13 protein-coding genes are annotated in these 17,501 nt (G+C 45.0%); 8 read left to right on the top strand and 5 right to left on the bottom strand.

From position 1 onward, the window contains the following. Positions 1-101 precede the first annotated feature (101 nt). From lonB to H2C83_RS10470, 4 genes are all read left to right on the top strand, one after another. Positions 102-1,763, top strand: a complete 1,662-nt coding sequence (lonB, locus tag H2C83_RS10455; RefSeq protein WP_181740456.1) for an ATP-dependent protease LonB — start codon at positions 102-104, stop codon at positions 1,761-1,763. Positions 1,764-1,912: 149 nt separating this feature from the next. Further along, positions 1,913-4,258 (top strand): endopeptidase La, encoded by a 2,346-nt coding sequence (gene lon / locus H2C83_RS10460; RefSeq protein ID WP_181740458.1) that lies wholly within the window; start codon positions 1,913-1,915, stop codon positions 4,256-4,258. Then, positions 4,239-4,832, top strand: a complete 594-nt coding sequence (gene yihA / locus H2C83_RS10465) for a ribosome biogenesis GTP-binding protein YihA/YsxC (protein ID WP_181740460.1) — start codon at positions 4,239-4,241, stop codon at positions 4,830-4,832. The genes lon and yihA overlap by 20 nt, the downstream gene beginning before the upstream one ends. A 22-nt stretch (positions 4,833-4,854) precedes the next feature. Then, on the top strand, positions 4,855-5,952 hold the full coding sequence (locus H2C83_RS10470) for a D-alanine--D-alanine ligase (RefSeq protein ID WP_181740462.1): 1,098 nt from the start codon (positions 4,855-4,857) through the stop codon (positions 5,950-5,952). Between the two features lie 227 nt (positions 5,953-6,179). On the opposite strand, the gene H2C83_RS10475 is transcribed toward H2C83_RS10470, so the two are convergent. The 5 genes from H2C83_RS10475 to H2C83_RS10495 form a co-directional block, all read right to left on the bottom strand. Then, a complete protein-coding gene (locus H2C83_RS10475) occupies positions 6,180-8,726 on the bottom strand; it encodes an ornithine cyclodeaminase (protein WP_181740464.1) in 2,547 nt (848 codons plus the stop codon). A 379-nt stretch (positions 8,727-9,105) separates the two neighbouring features. Then, positions 9,106-9,873, bottom strand: a complete 768-nt coding sequence (gene map / locus H2C83_RS10480; RefSeq protein ID WP_181740466.1) for a type I methionyl aminopeptidase — start codon at positions 9,871-9,873, stop codon at positions 9,106-9,108. A gap of 136 nt (positions 9,874-10,009) precedes the next feature. Then, positions 10,010-11,620 carry an ABC transporter permease gene (locus tag H2C83_RS10485; RefSeq protein ID WP_181740468.1) on the bottom strand — a complete coding sequence of 537 codons (1,611 nt, stop codon included), beginning with the start codon at positions 11,618-11,620 and terminating at the stop codon, positions 10,010-10,012. Positions 11,621-11,622: 2 nt separating this feature from the next. Then, entirely contained in the window at positions 11,623-12,531 is a 909-nt protein-coding gene (locus tag H2C83_RS10490; protein ID WP_181740470.1) for an ABC transporter ATP-binding protein, read from the bottom strand. 9 nt (positions 12,532-12,540) lie between these two features. Next, entirely contained in the window at positions 12,541-13,011 is a 471-nt protein-coding gene (locus H2C83_RS10495) for a hypothetical protein (protein WP_181740472.1), read from the bottom strand. A 374-nt stretch (positions 13,012-13,385) separates the two neighbouring features. Between H2C83_RS10495 and H2C83_RS18690 the strand changes: the two genes are divergently transcribed. The 4 genes from H2C83_RS18690 to H2C83_RS10515 all read left to right on the top strand — a co-directional run bounded on the left by H2C83_RS18690 (position 13,386) and on the right by H2C83_RS10515 (position 16,437). Continuing rightward, positions 13,386-13,565 carry a golvesin C-terminal-like domain-containing protein gene (locus H2C83_RS18690; protein ID WP_446697286.1) on the top strand — a complete coding sequence of 60 codons (180 nt, stop codon included), beginning with the start codon at positions 13,386-13,388 and terminating at the stop codon, positions 13,563-13,565. Positions 13,566-13,658: 93 nt separating this feature from the next. Then, positions 13,659-13,841 carry a hypothetical protein gene (locus tag H2C83_RS10505; RefSeq protein ID WP_181740476.1) on the top strand — a complete coding sequence of 61 codons (183 nt, stop codon included), beginning with the start codon at positions 13,659-13,661 and terminating at the stop codon, positions 13,839-13,841. 388 nt (positions 13,842-14,229) lie between these two features. Continuing rightward, entirely contained in the window at positions 14,230-15,162 is a 933-nt protein-coding gene (locus tag H2C83_RS10510; protein ID WP_181740478.1) for a peptidase U32 family protein, read from the top strand. A 6-nt stretch (positions 15,163-15,168) separates the two neighbouring features. Continuing rightward, positions 15,169-16,437, top strand: coding sequence for a peptidase U32 family protein (locus tag H2C83_RS10515; RefSeq protein ID WP_181740480.1), 1,269 nt, complete (start codon positions 15,169-15,171; stop codon positions 16,435-16,437). Positions 16,438-17,501 lie beyond the last annotated feature (1,064 nt).

Raw genomic sequence — 17,501 nt, forward strand, 5'->3', positions numbered from 1 at the left:
AACCAAAAAGCATGAGTATCCCTTTCCTCAGGCGGTCATAATACAAACAAAAACAGACGGATTTTCTTTCAAGTCAGAGGGAGGAAAGGAATGGGCTAGAGATGAGCTGGACTGCTTTACTCATGTTTTTGCAAGTATTTTTTTCCATTATTATAGGTTTATATTTCTGGAGTTTATTAAAAAGCCAACAGACCAGCCGCAGTGCAGTTGACAAGGAATCGCGCAAAGAATTGGACCGGCTCAGGGCAATGCGTAAAATTGCGTTAACGGAGCCCCTGGCTGAAAAAACGAGGCCGGCACGGTTGGAAGATATTGTCGGACAGGAAGAGGGAATCCGTTCGCTGAAAGCTGCATTATGTGGCCCCAATCCGCAGCATGTGCTGATTTATGGACCCCCTGGAGTGGGAAAAACAGCTGCTGCCCGCGTTATTCTGGAGGAAGCAAAGAAAAACCCCATCTCCCCGTTTACGAGCCAGTCCAAGTTTATTGAACTGGATGCCACGACCGCCCGGTTTGACGAGCGCGGGATTGCCGATCCCCTGATCGGATCTGTTCATGATCCCATTTATCAAGGGGCTGGAGCAATGGGAGCTGCCGGAATTCCCCAGCCTAAGCCGGGAGCGGTCACAAAGGCCCATGGCGGTGTTTTGTTTATTGATGAAATCGGGGAATTGCATCCGGTACAAATGAACAAGCTGTTGAAAGTGTTGGAAGACCGGAAAGTCTTTCTGGAAAGCGCTTATTATAGTGAAGAAGATACAAATACGCCCAATCATATCCATGATATTTTCCAAAACGGGTTGCCTGCGGATTTTCGATTAATTGGTGCAACGACACGAACGCCGGAAGAAATTCCGCCGGCCATTCGCTCGCGTTGTATGGAGATTTTTTTTCGTCCTTTGCTGGCCCATGAAATTGAAAAGGTTGCCGTTCAGGCATTGAAGCGTATTCGCTTTGACTACAGCAAGAAAGCGATTGAGGTGATCATGCGCTATGCCATGAACGGACGCGATGCCGTAAACATCGTGCAGACGGCGGTGGGACTGGCCATGTCCGAACAGCGCAGCCGGGTGGAAGCCAGCGATGTGGAATGGGTTGTTCATAGCAGCCAGTTAAGTCCGCGTCCTGATCAGAAAATGCCGGAAAAAGCCGAAATCGGTCTGGCGACAGGATTGGCCGTATTCGGGCCACATATGGGAGCTATTCTGGAAATTGAGGTTTCTGCCGCCTGTGCCGAACCAGGTGAGGGAACGGTTCGCATTACAGGGGTTGTAGAGGAAGAAGAAATGGCAAGCCGCGAGCGGACATTACGCCGTAAAAGCATGGCTCGCGGTTCGGTGGAAAATGTAATGACGGTTCTTCGCAAAATGGGACTTCAGCCGGATAATTACCATTTGCATATAAATTTTCCAGGCGGTGTGCCAATGGATGGCCCTTCTGCCGGTATTACGATGGCAACGGCGATATGTTCAGCGATTAAAGGGATCCCGGTCGATCATCACCTGGCGATGACCGGGGAATTAAGTATACATGGGAATGTCAAGCCAGTTGGCGGGATCATTGCAAAAGTGGAGGCGGCCAAACAGGCCGGGGCCAAACGCGTGCTGATTCCGAAAGAAAACATGCAGTCTATGTTTACACAGATGGAAGAGATTGAAGTGATTCCTGTAGAACGGATTGAAACAGTATTTGATCATGCTTTTGGCCAACAGAAAAAAGCTGGGGCACCAGTTCTCTTTTCACCCACTTCGGCTCCCGTTTAAAGTATAATTTTCTTGACAGTGATGGCATCCTTACCGTTTTTTATGGATGAAGGGATGCCAATCGTATCATAGACAAAAGATAATGAATAGGATAAAATCGTACAAAGCTGGCATCCGTTCCTTGTGTTGACAGCAACGGAGGTGCATGTATGGCTGTAAAAGAAGGGGAACATCTTTTGCCTTTACTGCCGCTTAGAGGATTGATTGTTTTTCCTACCATGGTTTTACATTTGGATGTGGGAAGGGAAAAATCGGTTCAGGCTTTGGAAAAGGCAATGGTTGACGACGAAAACATGATTTTGCTTGCTACGCAAAAGGAGCTTCAAATAGAGGTCCCAACTGAAGAGGATATTTACGAAATAGGAACAATTGCCAAGATCCGGCAAATGTTGAAGCTTCCGAACGGGACGATCCGAGTGCTTGTTGAAGGGCTTAAAAGGGCAAGAATCAAGGGGTATGCCAATACAGACGATTGTTACTTCGTCACATATGAAGAGCTGCCGGAGCGAGAAGAAGAAGGACTGGATACAGATGCATTGATGCGCGCGGTATTGGATCATTTTGAACAGTATCTGCGGTTATCGAAAAAGCTTTCTCCCGAAACCTATTCGGTGGTAGCAGACATTGGGGAACCGGGACGCCTGGCGGATGTCATCGCTTCTCATCTTCCGCTCAAAGTTGCCGACAAACAGACGATTTTGGAAACTCTCGATGTGCAGGCACGGCTGGAAAAGCTGTTGTCCCTGATCCATAACGAAAAAGAAGTGCTGGAACTGGAGAAAAAAATCAGTTCCCGTGTAAAAAAACAAATGGAAAAAACACAAAAAGAATACTATTTGCGTGAACAAATGAAAGCCATTCAAAAAGAATTGGGCGAAAAAGAGGGTCGCATGGCTGAAGTGGAAGAGTTGAGGGATAAACTGATCAACCTGAAGGCGCCTGAACAAATCAAGCAAAAAATAGACAAGGAAATTGACCGTTTGGAAAAAGTTCCTACCAGCTCTGCCGAAGGCGGAGTAATCCGTACCTACATCGAGTGGCTGCTGGAATTGCCGTGGCTGAATGAAACCGAGGATGACCTGAGTCTCAAAAAAGCGGAAAAAGTATTGAATGAAGATCACTATGGACTGGAAAAAATCAAGGAACGGGTGCTTGAATACTTAGCCGTGCAACAGATGACCAGGAAATTGAAAGGTCCGATCCTTTGCCTTGCAGGGCCGCCGGGAGTCGGAAAAACTTCTTTGGCGAAATCCATTGCCCGTGCCCTTAATCGTAACTTCGTACGCATTTCATTGGGCGGTGTGCGGGATGAAGCGGAAATACGCGGACATCGCCGTACTTACGTTGGGGCCATGCCAGGCAGAATCATCCAGGGAATGAAACAGGCGGGCAGTATCAATCCGGTCTTTTTGCTTGATGAAATTGATAAAATGTCCATGGATTTCCGCGGTGACCCGTCAGCCGCTTTATTGGAAGTGCTGGATGCAAACCAGAACTATGCGTTTAGCGATCACTATATAGAAATCCCGTATGATTTATCCAAAGTCATGTTCATTACAACGGCCAATGCCGTTCATAACATTCCGCGTCCACTGCTGGACCGTATGGAAGTACTGTATATATCCGGTTATACGGAAATTGAAAAGGAAGAGATTGCCAAGTCGCATTTGATTCCAAAGCAGTTAAAAGAACATGGTTTGACCAAAGAAAATATGCAGATTCAATCTGGTGCGATCCTGAAACTGATCCGCAACTATACCCGGGAAGCAGGAGTCCGGAATTTGGAAAGAGGAATCGGAAGACTGTGCCGGAAAGCTGTGAAGATCCTTGTATCCGGCACCAAGAAGAAAGTGATTGTCACCCCCAAAAATTTGGAAACCTTTATGGGACCGGAGCGTTTCCGGTATGGACGGGCAGAGGAAAGCGACCAGGTCGGCGTTGCTACAGGACTCGCCTGGACGGAGACGGGTGGAGACACTTTATCGGTAGAAGTCTCACTGCTGCCGGGAAAAGGAAAGCTTACCCTGACCGGAAAACTGGGTGATGTCATGAAGGAATCTGCCCAGGCGGCATTTAGTTATATCCGTTCCCGGGCTGAAGAATTGAATATTGATCCATCCTTTTATGAGAAACAGGATATCCATATCCATGTTCCGGAAGGAGCGATTCCAAAAGATGGGCCTTCTGCCGGAATTACGATGGCCACAGCACTGGTTTCCGCCCTGACCGGAATTCCGGTTTCACGTTTTGTGGCGATGACGGGCGAAATTACCTTACGTGGCCGGGTACTTCCCATTGGCGGGCTTAAGGAAAAAACACTGAGCGCTCACCGGGCGGGAATCAAACACGTTATCTTGCCCAGGGAAAATGAAAAAGATTTGCAAGATATTCCTAAAAGTGTCCAGAAGGATTTACAGTTCACCCCTGTGGAACATATGGATGAAGTATTGCGGCTGGCGTTAGTGAGGGATCCTTATGCTCGTGAAGAAAGCTGATTTTGTAATCAGTGCGGTAAAACCGGAACAATACCCGGATGACGCCCTGCCAGAGATTGCTCTGGCCGGGCGTTCCAATGTAGGCAAATCGTCGCTGATCAATTGTTTGTTGTGCCGCAAAAATCTGGCCCGGACAAGCTCCAAGCCCGGAAAAACACAGACAATCAACTTTTACCGCATTAACGACGCATTTTATTTCGCAGATGTTCCTGGGTATGGATTTGCCCGGGTGCCAAAAAGTGTAAAGAAAACATGGGGAAAAATGATGGAAACCTATTTGATCGGAAGAAAACCGCTAAAAGCGGTGATTCAGATGGTTGACCTTCGGCATCCACCCTCAAAGGATGATCAAACTATGTACGACTTTTTAAAATATCACCAGATTCCTGTATGGGTTGTTGCTACGAAAGCGGACAAAGTTCCAAGGGGAAAATGGCAAAAACATTTAAAAATCGTCAAAGAAACTTTAGACATGGAAAAAGAGGATCCGATACTTCTCTTTTCTGCACAAACTGCATATGGTAAAGAGCAACTGTGGCATTTGATTGTTCAGCAGGTTGCGAACGAGAGATAGACACTGGAAAGGGTGGGAGAGGATGGGTAAGAAAATACGTGTTGCCGTACTGTTTGGGGGAAAATCGGGAGAGCATGAAGTATCTCTTCACTCAGCGGCATCGGTGATCAAGGCAATGGATTCCGACAAGTATGAAGTGATTCCGGTCGGGATTACCAAGTCGGGACGCTGGCGGTTTGCCCAGGATGCCTTGCCGATGATTGCCGGAAAGATCGAGCAGGAAGTGTATGACGAACTGCAAGCCAATTTGCCGATACTTTCCTCCAGAGGAGGAGGAAATTTGCCGGTATTTGCTCCTGGCGAAATTGATGTGGTATTTCCTGTTCTGCACGGTACTTATGGCGAAGACGGAACGATTCAGGGAATGATGGAGATTGCGCAAATCCCCTATGTAGGTGCCGGTGTGTTGGCCTCAGCCGTGGGAATGGACAAAACGATCGCCAAAAAAATATTTGAACAGGAAAGTCTCCCCCAAGGAAAATATGTTTATTTCCTGAAAAGCGAAATTGGAAAACAGCTTGATCAGGTGATTGGGAAAGTGGAAGAACAACTTGGCTATCCCTGTTTTGTAAAACCGGCCAATCTGGGATCAAGTGTGGGAATTTCCAAGGCAAAAGACCGCCAGACACTGATTGATGCATTAAAGTTGGCAGCCCTTTATGACCGTAAAGTGATTGTGGAAGAATTTATTCCTGCGCATGAAGTCGAGGTGGCCGTTCTGGGGAACGATGAACCGCAGGCGTCCGTCCCCGGAGAAATTGTGTTTGCCAATGAATTTTATGATTACAAGGCCAAATATCTTGATGGAAAATCCGTAATGCGAATTCCTGCCGAATTACCGGAGGTGACGGCTGAAACGGTAAGAAAACTGGCGATTCGGGTATTTAAGGCCATTGATTGCAGCGGGCTGGCCCGGGTGGACTTTTTCATACGCAAGGACAATGGTGAAGTGCTGGTCAATGAGATCAATACCATGCCCGGATTCACCCCGTTCAGCATGTATGCCAACCTGTGGAAGCATTCCGGACTATCTTACTCCGCATTGATCTCCAGGCTGATAGAACTGGCACTTGACCGTTACAGGGAAAGAGCAGAGTTAAAAACATCCTTTGATCTTTAAAAAAGGGCTGACACACAGCCCTTTTTTTCAGGAATCCCATGTTTGGCTTTTAAAACCCTGTCATCTTTATACAGGGTGGGAAAAAACGTTGGTTTTGGCTCAATCAATATCATCTGGTGTACCGATTCCTGTTTTTAAATCAACGAAATCGCCAAATGTAACAAACAACCGTGTCGAAGTTATTGCAGGTATTCCACAGCCTTGCCCACAACCCCTTTTCGGAAATGTTAAATAGTATAACCTTGAATAACTTCATTGGTCTGAGCTACAAAACAACTTTCTTCAGGATCAACAAGGATCGAACGATGGTAAAGATTTTTGTCGAATGAATGGCTTTTCAAAATGGTTCCTTCTTCGGAGATCGCCGCAACGATTGTTTCCGAATTATTAGATACTATCCATACATAAATTTTTTTGTTGGGAACCCAGGCCGTTCTCGATTCATATGCTTTTGGAAGGGGACTGTATCTCCATAGAACTTCACCTTCATAGGTGTAACCCTTTACTTCACCTTTTGTAACAACGACCAAGCTATTATGTCCTAAAGTTACAGATTGAATATTTTCCTGCTCTTTGAGTTCAAGGATTTTCTCCAATTTTTTATTATAAAACAATATTCGTCTTTTACCTGTTCGTAAAACCAGTTTTTTTTCTGGCGATTCGTAAGCCTCGTAAACAGCTGCTGAAAGTTTTAATTCTGTTTTGTTGACAGGGCTTTCAAGTTCATATATTTTCTTGTCTATTTTTTTTATGTGGAAGTTAGGAAGTTCAACGTCATTCAATCCTGCGCCGAACACATTCTGTTCTTCATTTTCAACATCTGGTTCATTAATTTTTAAATTCCACTTTCCTTTGCGGTCACGCTCAAAGATCCCAGAAACAGGTTTTTCTCCCCGCTCTGCTGCAAAGAGAACAATACCACGGTCCTCGGACATAAACTCCAGATTAAATTCATGAGCATCCACTTTAAATTGATCGAGTTGTTGACCATCTTTGGAATAAGTAACAATATATCCCGGCAGCCAGGTAATTTCCTCTCCTGAAGGTAAACTTGTGAAAATGACTTCGCCATCCGGGGATAAAAACAGTGACCACATTGATGAATATATGTGTTTTTTCCAAATGATATTTCCATCAAGGTCATAACAAACCAGGTTATGGCTCAAACGGTCTTTTTCCCTTTGTTTTTCAGACAAGTTTACTAATTCATCAATTGATTTTCGTGGCCCTTCCTCAACTGCGTAGACTTTTTGGTTTTTCATATCAATGACACGACTACCAAACCACCCTTTTTTGCTATTAATCTCCCATTTTTTTGGGAACTTCTCAGTCGCGGTAATTTCAGGGGCCACATCACTTTGGATATTAGTTCTCTCTGTATCCGTAAATGTTTTTGCTTCAAAATGCTTCCATTGATGGTTTTCCGGTGCTAACCAAAAATAACCCTGGCTGTGAATCCCGCCATCAAAAAACACATTTTGCCCGGCCAAGGTGAACAGTTCCATTCCAGGATGACCTTCCGAACCTCTTATAAGATATCCAGTGTCTTTGTGCAGTTCATATAACCGATTATCTTCACATACAATCAGATATTTTTCTTGATCAGGAATTAGTTGAATGGTAGAGACTTGTTTTGGCAGTTTTGTTCCGTAAATTAATTTTCCTTCCCTGTTTAACCAAAAAGTTTCGCCGGATTGGAAAGAGATCACTAATTTATCATCGATCCAGGTGATATATCTTCCTTCATCTTTAAATGTGTTAATCCATTTAAGCATTCCTCCGCGGTCCCATGCAGAAACTCGCCCCATTTCTTCCAAAATGAACAACATATCTGTTTTTGGGTCATGCGTAAAGCCGGAGAATGGTGAATTAAGTGTCATTCTCTCCAATCCCATCGAAAATTGGGCAGCCAGTTGTTTGGTAAACATGCTGATCGTTTCTTTTTCTGTTTTTGGTGACAGGGATAATGAACGTTGGAGTTCTTTCTGTTTTTGTTGTAATTCTTTTTCTTTCAACTCAGAAATAACAATCCTGGCTTTTAAATTCCCATCATTATCCAAGCGGTACAATCGATCCATGCTTGAGACGAAGATATCTCTGGAATCTGTTGACACTTTAAGTAAGTAAGGTATAAAGCTAAGTTCACCGAACATCGTGGAGAATTTCTCTTTAAAAGAAATCCCCCATTTTAAATTTCCGTTATCGTCAAAGCAATAAAGTTCACCAGGACCGTCGTATGTCTCGCGGGTTCCTACCAACCAAAAATTGTCACCTATTGCAAATCTGAAGGGTTGCCACTGAAACTCATACATAATAGCTTGGTTATTGCTGTAATTTATAAAAGCTACTCTTTCTTTATTTTGAAGAAGGATGCCCATATAATTGGAAGCAACTGGACTCAATTTTTCTAACAATGTTCCTTTCAGGGTGATTTGTTGTACTTGTCTTTTGGTGATTATTTCAATGGTTCCGGCAGCACTTGCAACAAGTAAATCCTGATTGTGATAAAGATGCCGGAATTTCCTGCGAGATCTTGTCTTAAAACCTATCAATCTAGGATTTGTTCTGGATACAGAAAAAAAAGAATTCCACGTTGGCAGGCTCCTAATTTGTAATGGAATGGTTGACAGTTGTTGGAATTTAATATTCCTCTTGACAAAGTTAAAATATTGAGACTGTTTTATGATTGTTGAATAGAGCTTCACCGGATAAGCATCAGATTCCCTGTCAGATGAATTGGAAAATAATTTGTTGAAGGGGTCGAATATTCCCATGTCCTTTGCCTCCCTGAAATCAAAAAATTGAACAATTCCTTATTCCCACAGCCAAAAGCGGAAATACTGGCCCCGATTCTATTTCAACCAACACAATCGCCTTTTTTGTATAGCTGTTTATTAAAAAATAACCCTTTTTGCTTTTTAACTGTTGTCCGGAAGCCTGTAGGGATCATTACAGCTTACAGAACCATCTGCATATAGAAAACAAGAAGGTGATGGGTATCTCCGGAATTTTAATCACTTCTGCTCAGGGAAAAATTTATACCTTGGATAAACAATAGCCTCATGACAGGTTGTGATGATGTGATGTTACACCTGGATAATCAAAAGTGCCAAATGGCTTACTCTACACTGCTTCCGAAAGCAGAGGATCACATTACAAAATGACGTTTTCATCTGCCTGTTTTGTCAGAATCATCGGTCCATTGCCCGTAATGGCAATCGTGTGTTCATACTGTGCTGATAAACCTCCATCGATGGTTTTGGCCGTCCAGCCGTTGTCGGTCATTTTCACATGGTATGTTCCTGTGTTCAGCATCGGTTCAATCGTAATAACCATGCCCTCCTTGAGTTTGATCCCCTGACCGGGAGGACCAAAGTGAGGAACTTCAGGGAGTTCATGCATCCGCCTTCCGATTCCATGACCGATAAAAGAGCGGACCACGGACATTCCTTTTTCTTCGGCATAAGATTGAATGGCATGTGAAATATCCCCGATCCGGTTTCCAGCTTTTGCCTGGGCAATGCCCCTGTACAAGGATGATTTTGTTACGTCAAGTAAAGTTTGGGCGCTTTTTGAAATTTTTCCCACCGGATAGGACCAAGCGGAATCCGCCAACCATCCTTCCAGATTTACAACCAGATCGATGGTAACAATATCTCCTTCTTTTAAAGGGGTATTGCGCGGAAATCCGTGACAAACCTCATCATTGACTGAAGCACAGGTGGCATACGGATATCCCATATATCCTTTTTGTTCCGGAGTGGCTCCGTGTTGATGCAAAAACTGTTCAACCCATTCATCAATTTCCAGCGTTGTGATTCCGGGGCGAATTCTGTGTTTTAATTGCTGATGGCATTTGGCCAGCAATTTTCCGGCCTGGTGCATTTTGGCGATCTCAAGGGATGTTTTTAAATGAATCATTTCCAACTCGCTCCCTGTATTTCATTCTGTATACATAAGTATGATTGATCCTTTTATTTTTCCACTTATAAAATTTTCCTTTAAAATTGGTGAAACAACAAATAGGAGCTCCTGTTTTTGGCTGGAAAGTGTTTTATTAACCAGTGATATCCCGATGATTATAAGCGATCATACCGCAGATAGCCATGACGGTTGCTATGAAAGTGAGAACAGCCATCGCCGCGAAATTGAGTTCCTCGATGGGGTACTCAGGAACATGTTCAAAGACTGAAAGGTTATTCATCCACTGGGGAAAATCAAGAACTTCACTGAGATAAATGACAATAAAACAATAGATGACATAAAGCCAGACCAGGCCTGAAGCCCGGGGGAGGGTTCCGACAAATAATCCGGCCAGGCCAATGACGGCCCACATGGCTGGCAAATAGGCAAAGGCGGAGGTGAACGTTGAACCAAATGCGATCGCTTCTTCCATCACCAATTGGCCAACGGACCATAGCCCCAAAACGATCATTAACTGCATGATAAAGTTGACAATAACAGCCAGCAGATAATAATTGGCCAACAGGCGAGTACGCGAAACAGCACGGCTGTAAATGTTTTCGGTCAGATTTTTGTTTTCTTCTCCCTTTAATTTCAATACTACCGACACCGATGGAATCAGTGCGATCAATGACATGATGGCGATCAGTAGCGTGACAAACTGGTCGGTGATCGATTCTCCCGCTTCATTGGAGATGAACGCCTGCATGAATTCAATATCGGCAAAATAGGTTTCCAGATCTCCCAGAACTGCACCAAAAGAGGCACTTAAGGCAAAGATGCCAATGGTCCAGGCAAGAATACTGGTACGCTGCAGACGGAATACAAGCCCAAATATGGTTTGCAGAATCGGTGAAGCCTGTTTTTTTCCTTTTCTTTCCGGTAAAAATCCGGCTCCCATGTCCCGGATCGAGTTCAGATAAAAAGTGGCGAAGGCGATGATCATGGATAATGCTGCTGCCAGCAGGATGGGCCACCAGTAGTTATCCACAAAAACCTGTGCTCTTGCCGCCCAGCCCAGAGGAGAAAAAAAAGAGAAGGTCTCGTTGCTGACATCTCCAATTCCCCGGATCAGGTAAGCTGCGATCAAAACGGAGAAAGACAGGATTGCCGTTTTTCTGGAGGTTTCCGCAAGTTGTGCCAACAGAGCGGTAATGATTCCAAAAATCAGGCCTGTCGCCCCGAGAATGGCCCCATACAAAAATGCCCCCTCAGTATCAATACCGTCGATACCAAGCAAAGCCAGACTGATTCCGGTGAGGAGAGCCAGGAGAACGTTGGTTGTAAACATCACGACCATGCCTCCGCTTAAGTAGGCGAGGCGGCCGACAGGCAGTGCGCGAATGAGTTCAATCCGTTCGTTCTCCTCGTCGTTTCGGGTGACGTTTACCACTTGCAGAATACTCATGATTCCGGCAACAATTGTCGTAAAAAGCAGGCATTCGTGTGCAAACAAAGTACCAAATGAGGCCAGATAATCTTCGGTTTCATATCCTGGACCAAGCATGGCCACCATCGCAGGATTGTCCATCGTCATGGCAAAAGCCATCTTTGACGGGACATCCTGATAAACATTCGGATAGGATGAAGCACAAGCCAGTGTGACAGTAACCAATCCGGCCAGCCAGACAAGTATTTTGAATCGCTGTTGCCTGAAGATCAACTTCGTCAAACTTCCGGTACCTTTGAAAAGCCGTTCAAACATAATCACGAATCCTCCATCTGACCAGAGTGATTTATTTCCTGATAATGGCGCATAAACAGGTCTTCCAGCGTCAATGGCGTACTCTCCAGCTTGACGACTCCAAACTGGCTGATATACCGGATGATTTCATCGATTTGATCCGGGTCCGCCTGAAAGGCGAGCTCCGGACCGGTTTCCCTGACATTGTGAATTCCCTTTACATCCTTGAGCGAAGGAACGGGTTTTTTTGTCCTGATGATGAAATTGGTTCGGGTTAAATGGCGCATGTCGCTCAATCGTCCTGTTTCAATCATTTTTCCCTCGCGAATGATCCCGATGGTGTCGCACAATTTTTCAACCTCCGATAAAATATGGCTGGACAGGAGGATGCTTTTGCCTTCATTTTTCGCCTGGATCACGCATTCTTCAAAAATCCTTTCCATTAACGGATCAAGGCCTGATGTAGGTTCATCCAGTATGTAAAGATCGGCATTACTGGCAAATGCGGCAATGAGCGCAACTTTTTGCCTGTTCCCCTTGGAATAGGTTCTGCATTTTTTGGCGGGATCAAACCGGAACTTTTCAATCAGTTCATTCCGCCTGTTTTTATTTACTTCGCCTCGCATTCTCAACAATACATCAATAACTTCCCCGCCGGTCAAATTGGGCCATAAATTGACATCGCCCGGTACATACGCAACGCGTTTGTGGATGTCTACAGCATCTTTCCAGGCATCCTTGCCAAATATCCTCGCTTCTCCTGTTGTGGCCTTCAGCATCCCGAGCAATATCCTGAGTGTGGTTGATTTTCCGGCGCCATTTGGCCCGATAAAGCCGTAAATCTCTCCCTTGTTCACTTCAATATTCACACCGTTCAAGGCAACAAACTTTCCGAATCTTTTGGTCAGGTGCCTTGTTTTTACGATGGCCATTTTTTCCCCTCACTTCTTCAGAATCAGGATGAGACCAAGAATGACGATAAAAACAGACCAATATGCGTGGATGATCGAGGTGATCGGTGAAATAATGGGGAGATCCGCAATGCCCGGGTAGGCAAAGACTCCCGTTAATACCATAATGATTCCAACAAGACCGGTTATTTTGTTTTTATTGATCGAGAATTGCAACAAAACCGCAACGCCAAACAGAGCTAGCAGCAGGCCCCAATGTTTTGACCAGCCGTCAACATACTTCATGCCCCAAATGGTCAAGCCGAGGGCAGTAATCAGTCCTCCCCACAAAGTCAGGGAACTGTGTTTTTTTATCAATGCGGTAAACAATAAAAAAGCGCCAGTTAAAAACATCAGGAAGGGCCAGGTGATAAGGGAAGTGACTGGAGCTAAACCGGATTGGATTACCATAATCATGATTCCGATGAAAGTAAAGAAAAATCCTATAAACTTTGATTGCATCGATCCGCTCTCCCCTTAAAAAATAAGTAGAATTTTCCTATTATCTTAACACAATTTAATAGAAAACAAATGGTAGATTTCATGATAAAAAAGAGAGCAAAGCCGTTGAATCCTTTCTATGGTTGTGTTTGGTATTGTCATCATATAGGCCATACCCTCTATTTTCCCTTTTGAATCCTGGTAATAATACGTCTTCAAATAGATTATTCCTGCCGCCGGTTTCTTTTCGTCCATCCACTGGTGATCCCAGGCTGTTGCAGAGATCAGCCGGTCTCCCTTTTGCAATTGGTCGATAAATTGAATCCACTCTTCTTTGGTTGCCGTAACCTCTAACTTATCCATACCGGCTGAAGGAATGGATTTTCCCGTTTTCCATTTCTGTTTGCAAATCCGGTGCCTCAACCTCTGGAAGCGGATATGAAGGAGACAATCATCAATATAACGCTGCCGGAACCGGTGCAGATCCATTTACCTGGAACTTTCAGGTGCCCGAAGCAGGCGCATATAACGTAATGCCGAGTACATCACCCATAAAAACGGAACCGCCACCGTAGCAAAGGACCAGCAACAAAACGGCGGAAACCGGGTTTTGCTGGGTAAATATAACTTTGATCAATCCGGCAGTGTGAAGCTCTCGGTGAAAAACCGTGGCCCACAGTGGACAAACCGGATTTGTCGTCAGCGCCGATGCCGTGAAAAAGGAGAAAGACTTGACCGACGTGACGGATAATGAGCAAAAAGACTTCACCTGCACTTATGACGTTAACGGCAATATGACCGAAATAGCGGACTTCCCGCACGCCAAGGTGAAAACCTGCGCCATCAGCTAAAACGAACTGAATCAGGTTAGCCAGGTGCAGGAAAAAGATAGTGCAGGCACGGTGAAACGAACCATCATCTTCTCCTGATAAACCCTTTAGTAGAGCGGAAAATATTATGCGTTCGGAATCAGATTCTTAAAAAATCGGGAATTGCCATGATTTTGGAACCCATTCAAGGATGCACTGGTGATTGCAGATCAGATGTTTGAGATGAATAAAGGGACCATCCTTTCTACCTTTCCACTTTACCTGGATGTATAATATTGAATTAGGTTTACTGTTGAGTAAGTTGCGTAGTCATTTTTTGACTCCATGGCATCATGATCAGACAGGATGCCTGTTTGCATTGGAATAATGGTGATAATATTTAAGATATAAAGAAGAAAGGACGTTCTACATGGGTTTACAAACTCCTGAGCTGATTGTTTCCTCAGGAAGCCTTGCAGAAGTAGAAAAATTATTTGCAGCGGGTGCTGATGCGGTCACTGTGGGCGATGAAAGGCATGCACTTCGAGCCCCTGGTCATTTTGATTTGGCTATGATTCATTCGGCTGTTCAACTTGCCCATGACCAAGGGAAAAAAGTATATGTTTTAGTCAATGCTCTCCTCCATCATGATCATCTCGAGGGGCTGGAGGAATACCTCCAGCAACTGGCCGAGCATGAGGTGGATGCAATCGTGTTTGGTGACCCGGCTGTTTTCATGACGGCTAAACGGGTCGCTCCTCAGCTTGGTTTGCACTGGAGTACAGAGACCACATCCACCAACTATCGCACGATCCAATTTTGGGCGAAACGCGGAGCAACTCGCGCTAATTTGGCGCGTGAACTTTCGATGAGGGAAGTCATCGAGATCAAACGATATAGTCCTGTCCCGATTCAAGTACAAGTCCATGGGATGACCTGCATTTTTCACTCAAAGCGGAAGCTGGTCAGCAACTATTTTCGTTTCCAGAAGCGATACCGCGAAGAGCGGGAGCAACCGCTTTTTCTGAAAGAGCACGTTCGAAAAGAGCAACGATATCCTGTTTTTGAAGACCTGCATGGTACACATGTGATGAGCAATGAGGATCTCTGTATGATTGAACACCTTGGACAGTTGATCACTAGCGGCGTAGACTGCTTTTATATCGAAGGAAATCGCAAATCGATCGCCTATAATTGTCAGATTGCCTCCATCTACCGTCAAGCAATCGATGCTTTTCTTCAAGATCCACAGGCTCCACTTGATCCCAGCTTGCTTTCTGAACTTCAAAAAATCCAGCCAAAGAGTTACCCTCTCGGTACCGGGTTTTACTTTAAAGAACAAGTCTACTGGAAAAGGAGGTGATGCAAAATGGCAGAGCGAACCAAGTTGAAAAAACCAGAGCTACTCGCTCCGGCAGGTAATCTGGAGAAATTAAAATTTGCCGTGTTGTACGGAGCGGATGCTGTCTATATTGGAGGGCAAAAATACGGTCTTCGCTCGAAAGCCGGAAACTTCTCTTATGAAGATATGAAAGAAGGGGTCGCTTTTGCTCATCAACATGGGGCGAAGGTATTTGTTGCAGCCAACATCATAGCTCACAATGAAGACTTTGATGGGATGACCGACTATTTTCAAACATTGTATCAGATTGGGATCGATGCAGTAATTATTGCTGATCCGGCAGTCGTTGATATTTGCCGAGAAGCGGCCCCCAATCTGGAAATTCACATTAGTACACAATCTTCCATCACCAACTGGCAAACGGTGCAATTTTGGGCAGATGAAGGAATCCCGCGTGTCGTCTTGGCGCGTGAGGTCTCCCTGGACGAAGTTCAAAAAATTAAGCAGCATACCGATATCGAGATTGAGACATTTATTCATGGAGCGATGTGTATGTCTTACTCTGGTCGCTGTGTCTTGTCCAACTATATGACCAGCCGCGATGCCAATCGAGGTGGATGTGCACAGTCCTGTCGTTGGAAGTATGACCTGTTCGAAGACCTTGATGGTGAGGAAAATGCCCTGTTTGAAGAAGGGGATCAATCTTTTACCATGAGCTCCAAAGACCTTTGTATGATAGAACACATTCCGGAATTAATCAATGCAGGAGTCGATTCACTTAAAATTGAGGGACGGATGAAAAGCATCCATTACATTGCAACGGTAGTCAATTCCTATCGTCGGGTGATCGATGCCTATTGTGAAGATCCAGAAGGGTTCCAGTTTAAACCTGAGTGGAAAGAAGAGATCCTGAAAGCGGCCAATCGACCGTTAACTACCGGATTTTATTTCAATAATCCTTCCGAAAAGGATCAAATCTTTGGTTTGCCTCCGAAAATGGCGGCTTATGATTTTGCAGGTCTTGTTCTCGATTATGACCCAGAAACGCAAACTGCTCTGATCGAACAACGCAATCATTTTAAAATTGGTCAAGAAGTGGAGTTTATTGGACCGAAACGTGAAAAGTTTCTCCAACAAATAGATGAGATCCGGGACGAAAAAGGAAATCCACTGGATGCAGCACGCCATCCCATGCAAAAAGTGAAAGTGAAAGTGGATCTTCCTGTTCAACCATACGATCTGATGCGGATAGAAAAGGAGCAAGAAATTATTAAAAAAAAACACTTCCTAACTTGATATTATCCCCTTGTAAGCGTCAAAGTGTTCCCCCAGGCACAACTGGCTGATGAAAGTTCAGCCGAGGTAGGGCCAAGTGCCTCGCAGCTGGCAGGCAGACGTTGGAGAAATCTGGCGGCTGAAGTGAAAAGCTGTGCAAAGTGTAGCGGAGCAAAGCCGCAGGCCGTAACAACCGTGAATCCTGCCGCATCGTCAATTTGTAACCCAATAGGGGACAAGGAAGTGTCGAGTCTCGTGGATGGAGGCGAGACCATGGAACAAGTGAAGAACTTGGAAACGCAGCGTGGAAGAACTCTCCGGTATAGAGGGATCGGCATGTGGAGAAAGTTGTGTCTGGAACCAGGGAGACCCTCCCCCGCACGGAGACAATGCGTCGTAACAGGCAAACCTGTAAGCCCAAAGGGTGAAATAGTAGTTGCGGAAGGGAGTCGGAGGGAGCCATATTACCAATGAAGGGGCGACGAAAGACAACCCCCCTGCTTTCATGGAAACCGGGGAGGTAAGAGCGAGTGAATGCCAAAGAAATGGCTAACTATACCAAAGCAAAAGCTCAAGAACTCCAACGGCCCCCTCTACCTTGCGGCTAAAGAAAACCCGAAGAGACGGTTCCATGCGTTGTTTGACAGATTATATGGAAAAGATATTATACAAACGGCATGGCGTTCGGTGAACTGAGCGGGAACCCTGATCGAACAAACCATCCACGATGGTTTTGACCATGTCAAAGAACATAAAGCATTAAAAGAAGGCTCCACCACCAAGTACAAAACCACTCAATACTCTTACGACCCGGTCGACCGGACAATGCAGAAGATCAGTAAAGCCAGTATGCCAGACAGCAAAACCACCGACTTCGCTTATCTGGGTCTGAGTAAGAAATGATGTAGATTTAGAATGCCCAGGTCGTCAAGTCTATGCCCAAGCTGTAAACGCTTTGGGGTGATGAGTCATAAAGATTTTGGAGACCAAACTTTGGAAGCGCCTGTGGTAAATCCCAAAGTGTGTGGAGCCTCAGCTTTGTTAAAAAGAAGTATCAATAGACGATACTCCTTTTTAACAGGCAA

The organism is Thermoactinomyces mirandus (assembly GCF_013868055.1).
Lineage (GTDB): Bacteria > Bacillota > Bacilli > Thermoactinomycetales > Thermoactinomycetaceae > Thermoactinomyces > Thermoactinomyces mirandus.

What these genes read in the sequence shown, in the direction of transcription:
- map (WP_181740466.1), bottom strand. Translation starts at nt 9,873, where the DNA reads ATGATTCATTTAAAAACATCCCTTGAGATCGCCAAAATGCACCAGGCC.
- H2C83_RS10475 (WP_181740464.1), bottom strand. Translation starts at nt 8,726, where the DNA reads ATGGGAATATTCGACCCCTTCAACAAATTATTTTCCAATTCATCTGAC.
- yihA (WP_181740460.1), top strand. Translation starts at nt 4,239, where the DNA reads ATGCTCGTGAAGAAAGCTGATTTTGTAATCAGTGCGGTAAAACCGGAA.
- H2C83_RS10510 (WP_181740478.1), top strand. Translation starts at nt 14,230, where the DNA reads ATGGGTTTACAAACTCCTGAGCTGATTGTTTCCTCAGGAAGCCTTGCA.
- H2C83_RS10490 (WP_181740470.1), bottom strand. Translation starts at nt 12,531, where the DNA reads ATGGCCATCGTAAAAACAAGGCACCTGACCAAAAGATTCGGAAAGTTT.
- H2C83_RS10470 (WP_181740462.1), top strand. Translation starts at nt 4,855, where the DNA reads ATGGGTAAGAAAATACGTGTTGCCGTACTGTTTGGGGGAAAATCGGGA.
- H2C83_RS10485 (WP_181740468.1), bottom strand. Translation starts at nt 11,620, where the DNA reads ATGTTTGAACGGCTTTTCAAAGGTACCGGAAGTTTGACGAAGTTGATC.
- H2C83_RS10515 (WP_181740480.1), top strand. Translation starts at nt 15,169, where the DNA reads ATGGCAGAGCGAACCAAGTTGAAAAAACCAGAGCTACTCGCTCCGGCA.
- H2C83_RS10495 (WP_181740472.1), bottom strand. Translation starts at nt 13,011, where the DNA reads ATGCAATCAAAGTTTATAGGATTTTTCTTTACTTTCATCGGAATCATG.
- lon (WP_181740458.1), top strand. Translation starts at nt 1,913, where the DNA reads ATGGCTGTAAAAGAAGGGGAACATCTTTTGCCTTTACTGCCGCTTAGA.
- lonB (WP_181740456.1), top strand. Translation starts at nt 102, where the DNA reads ATGAGCTGGACTGCTTTACTCATGTTTTTGCAAGTATTTTTTTCCATT.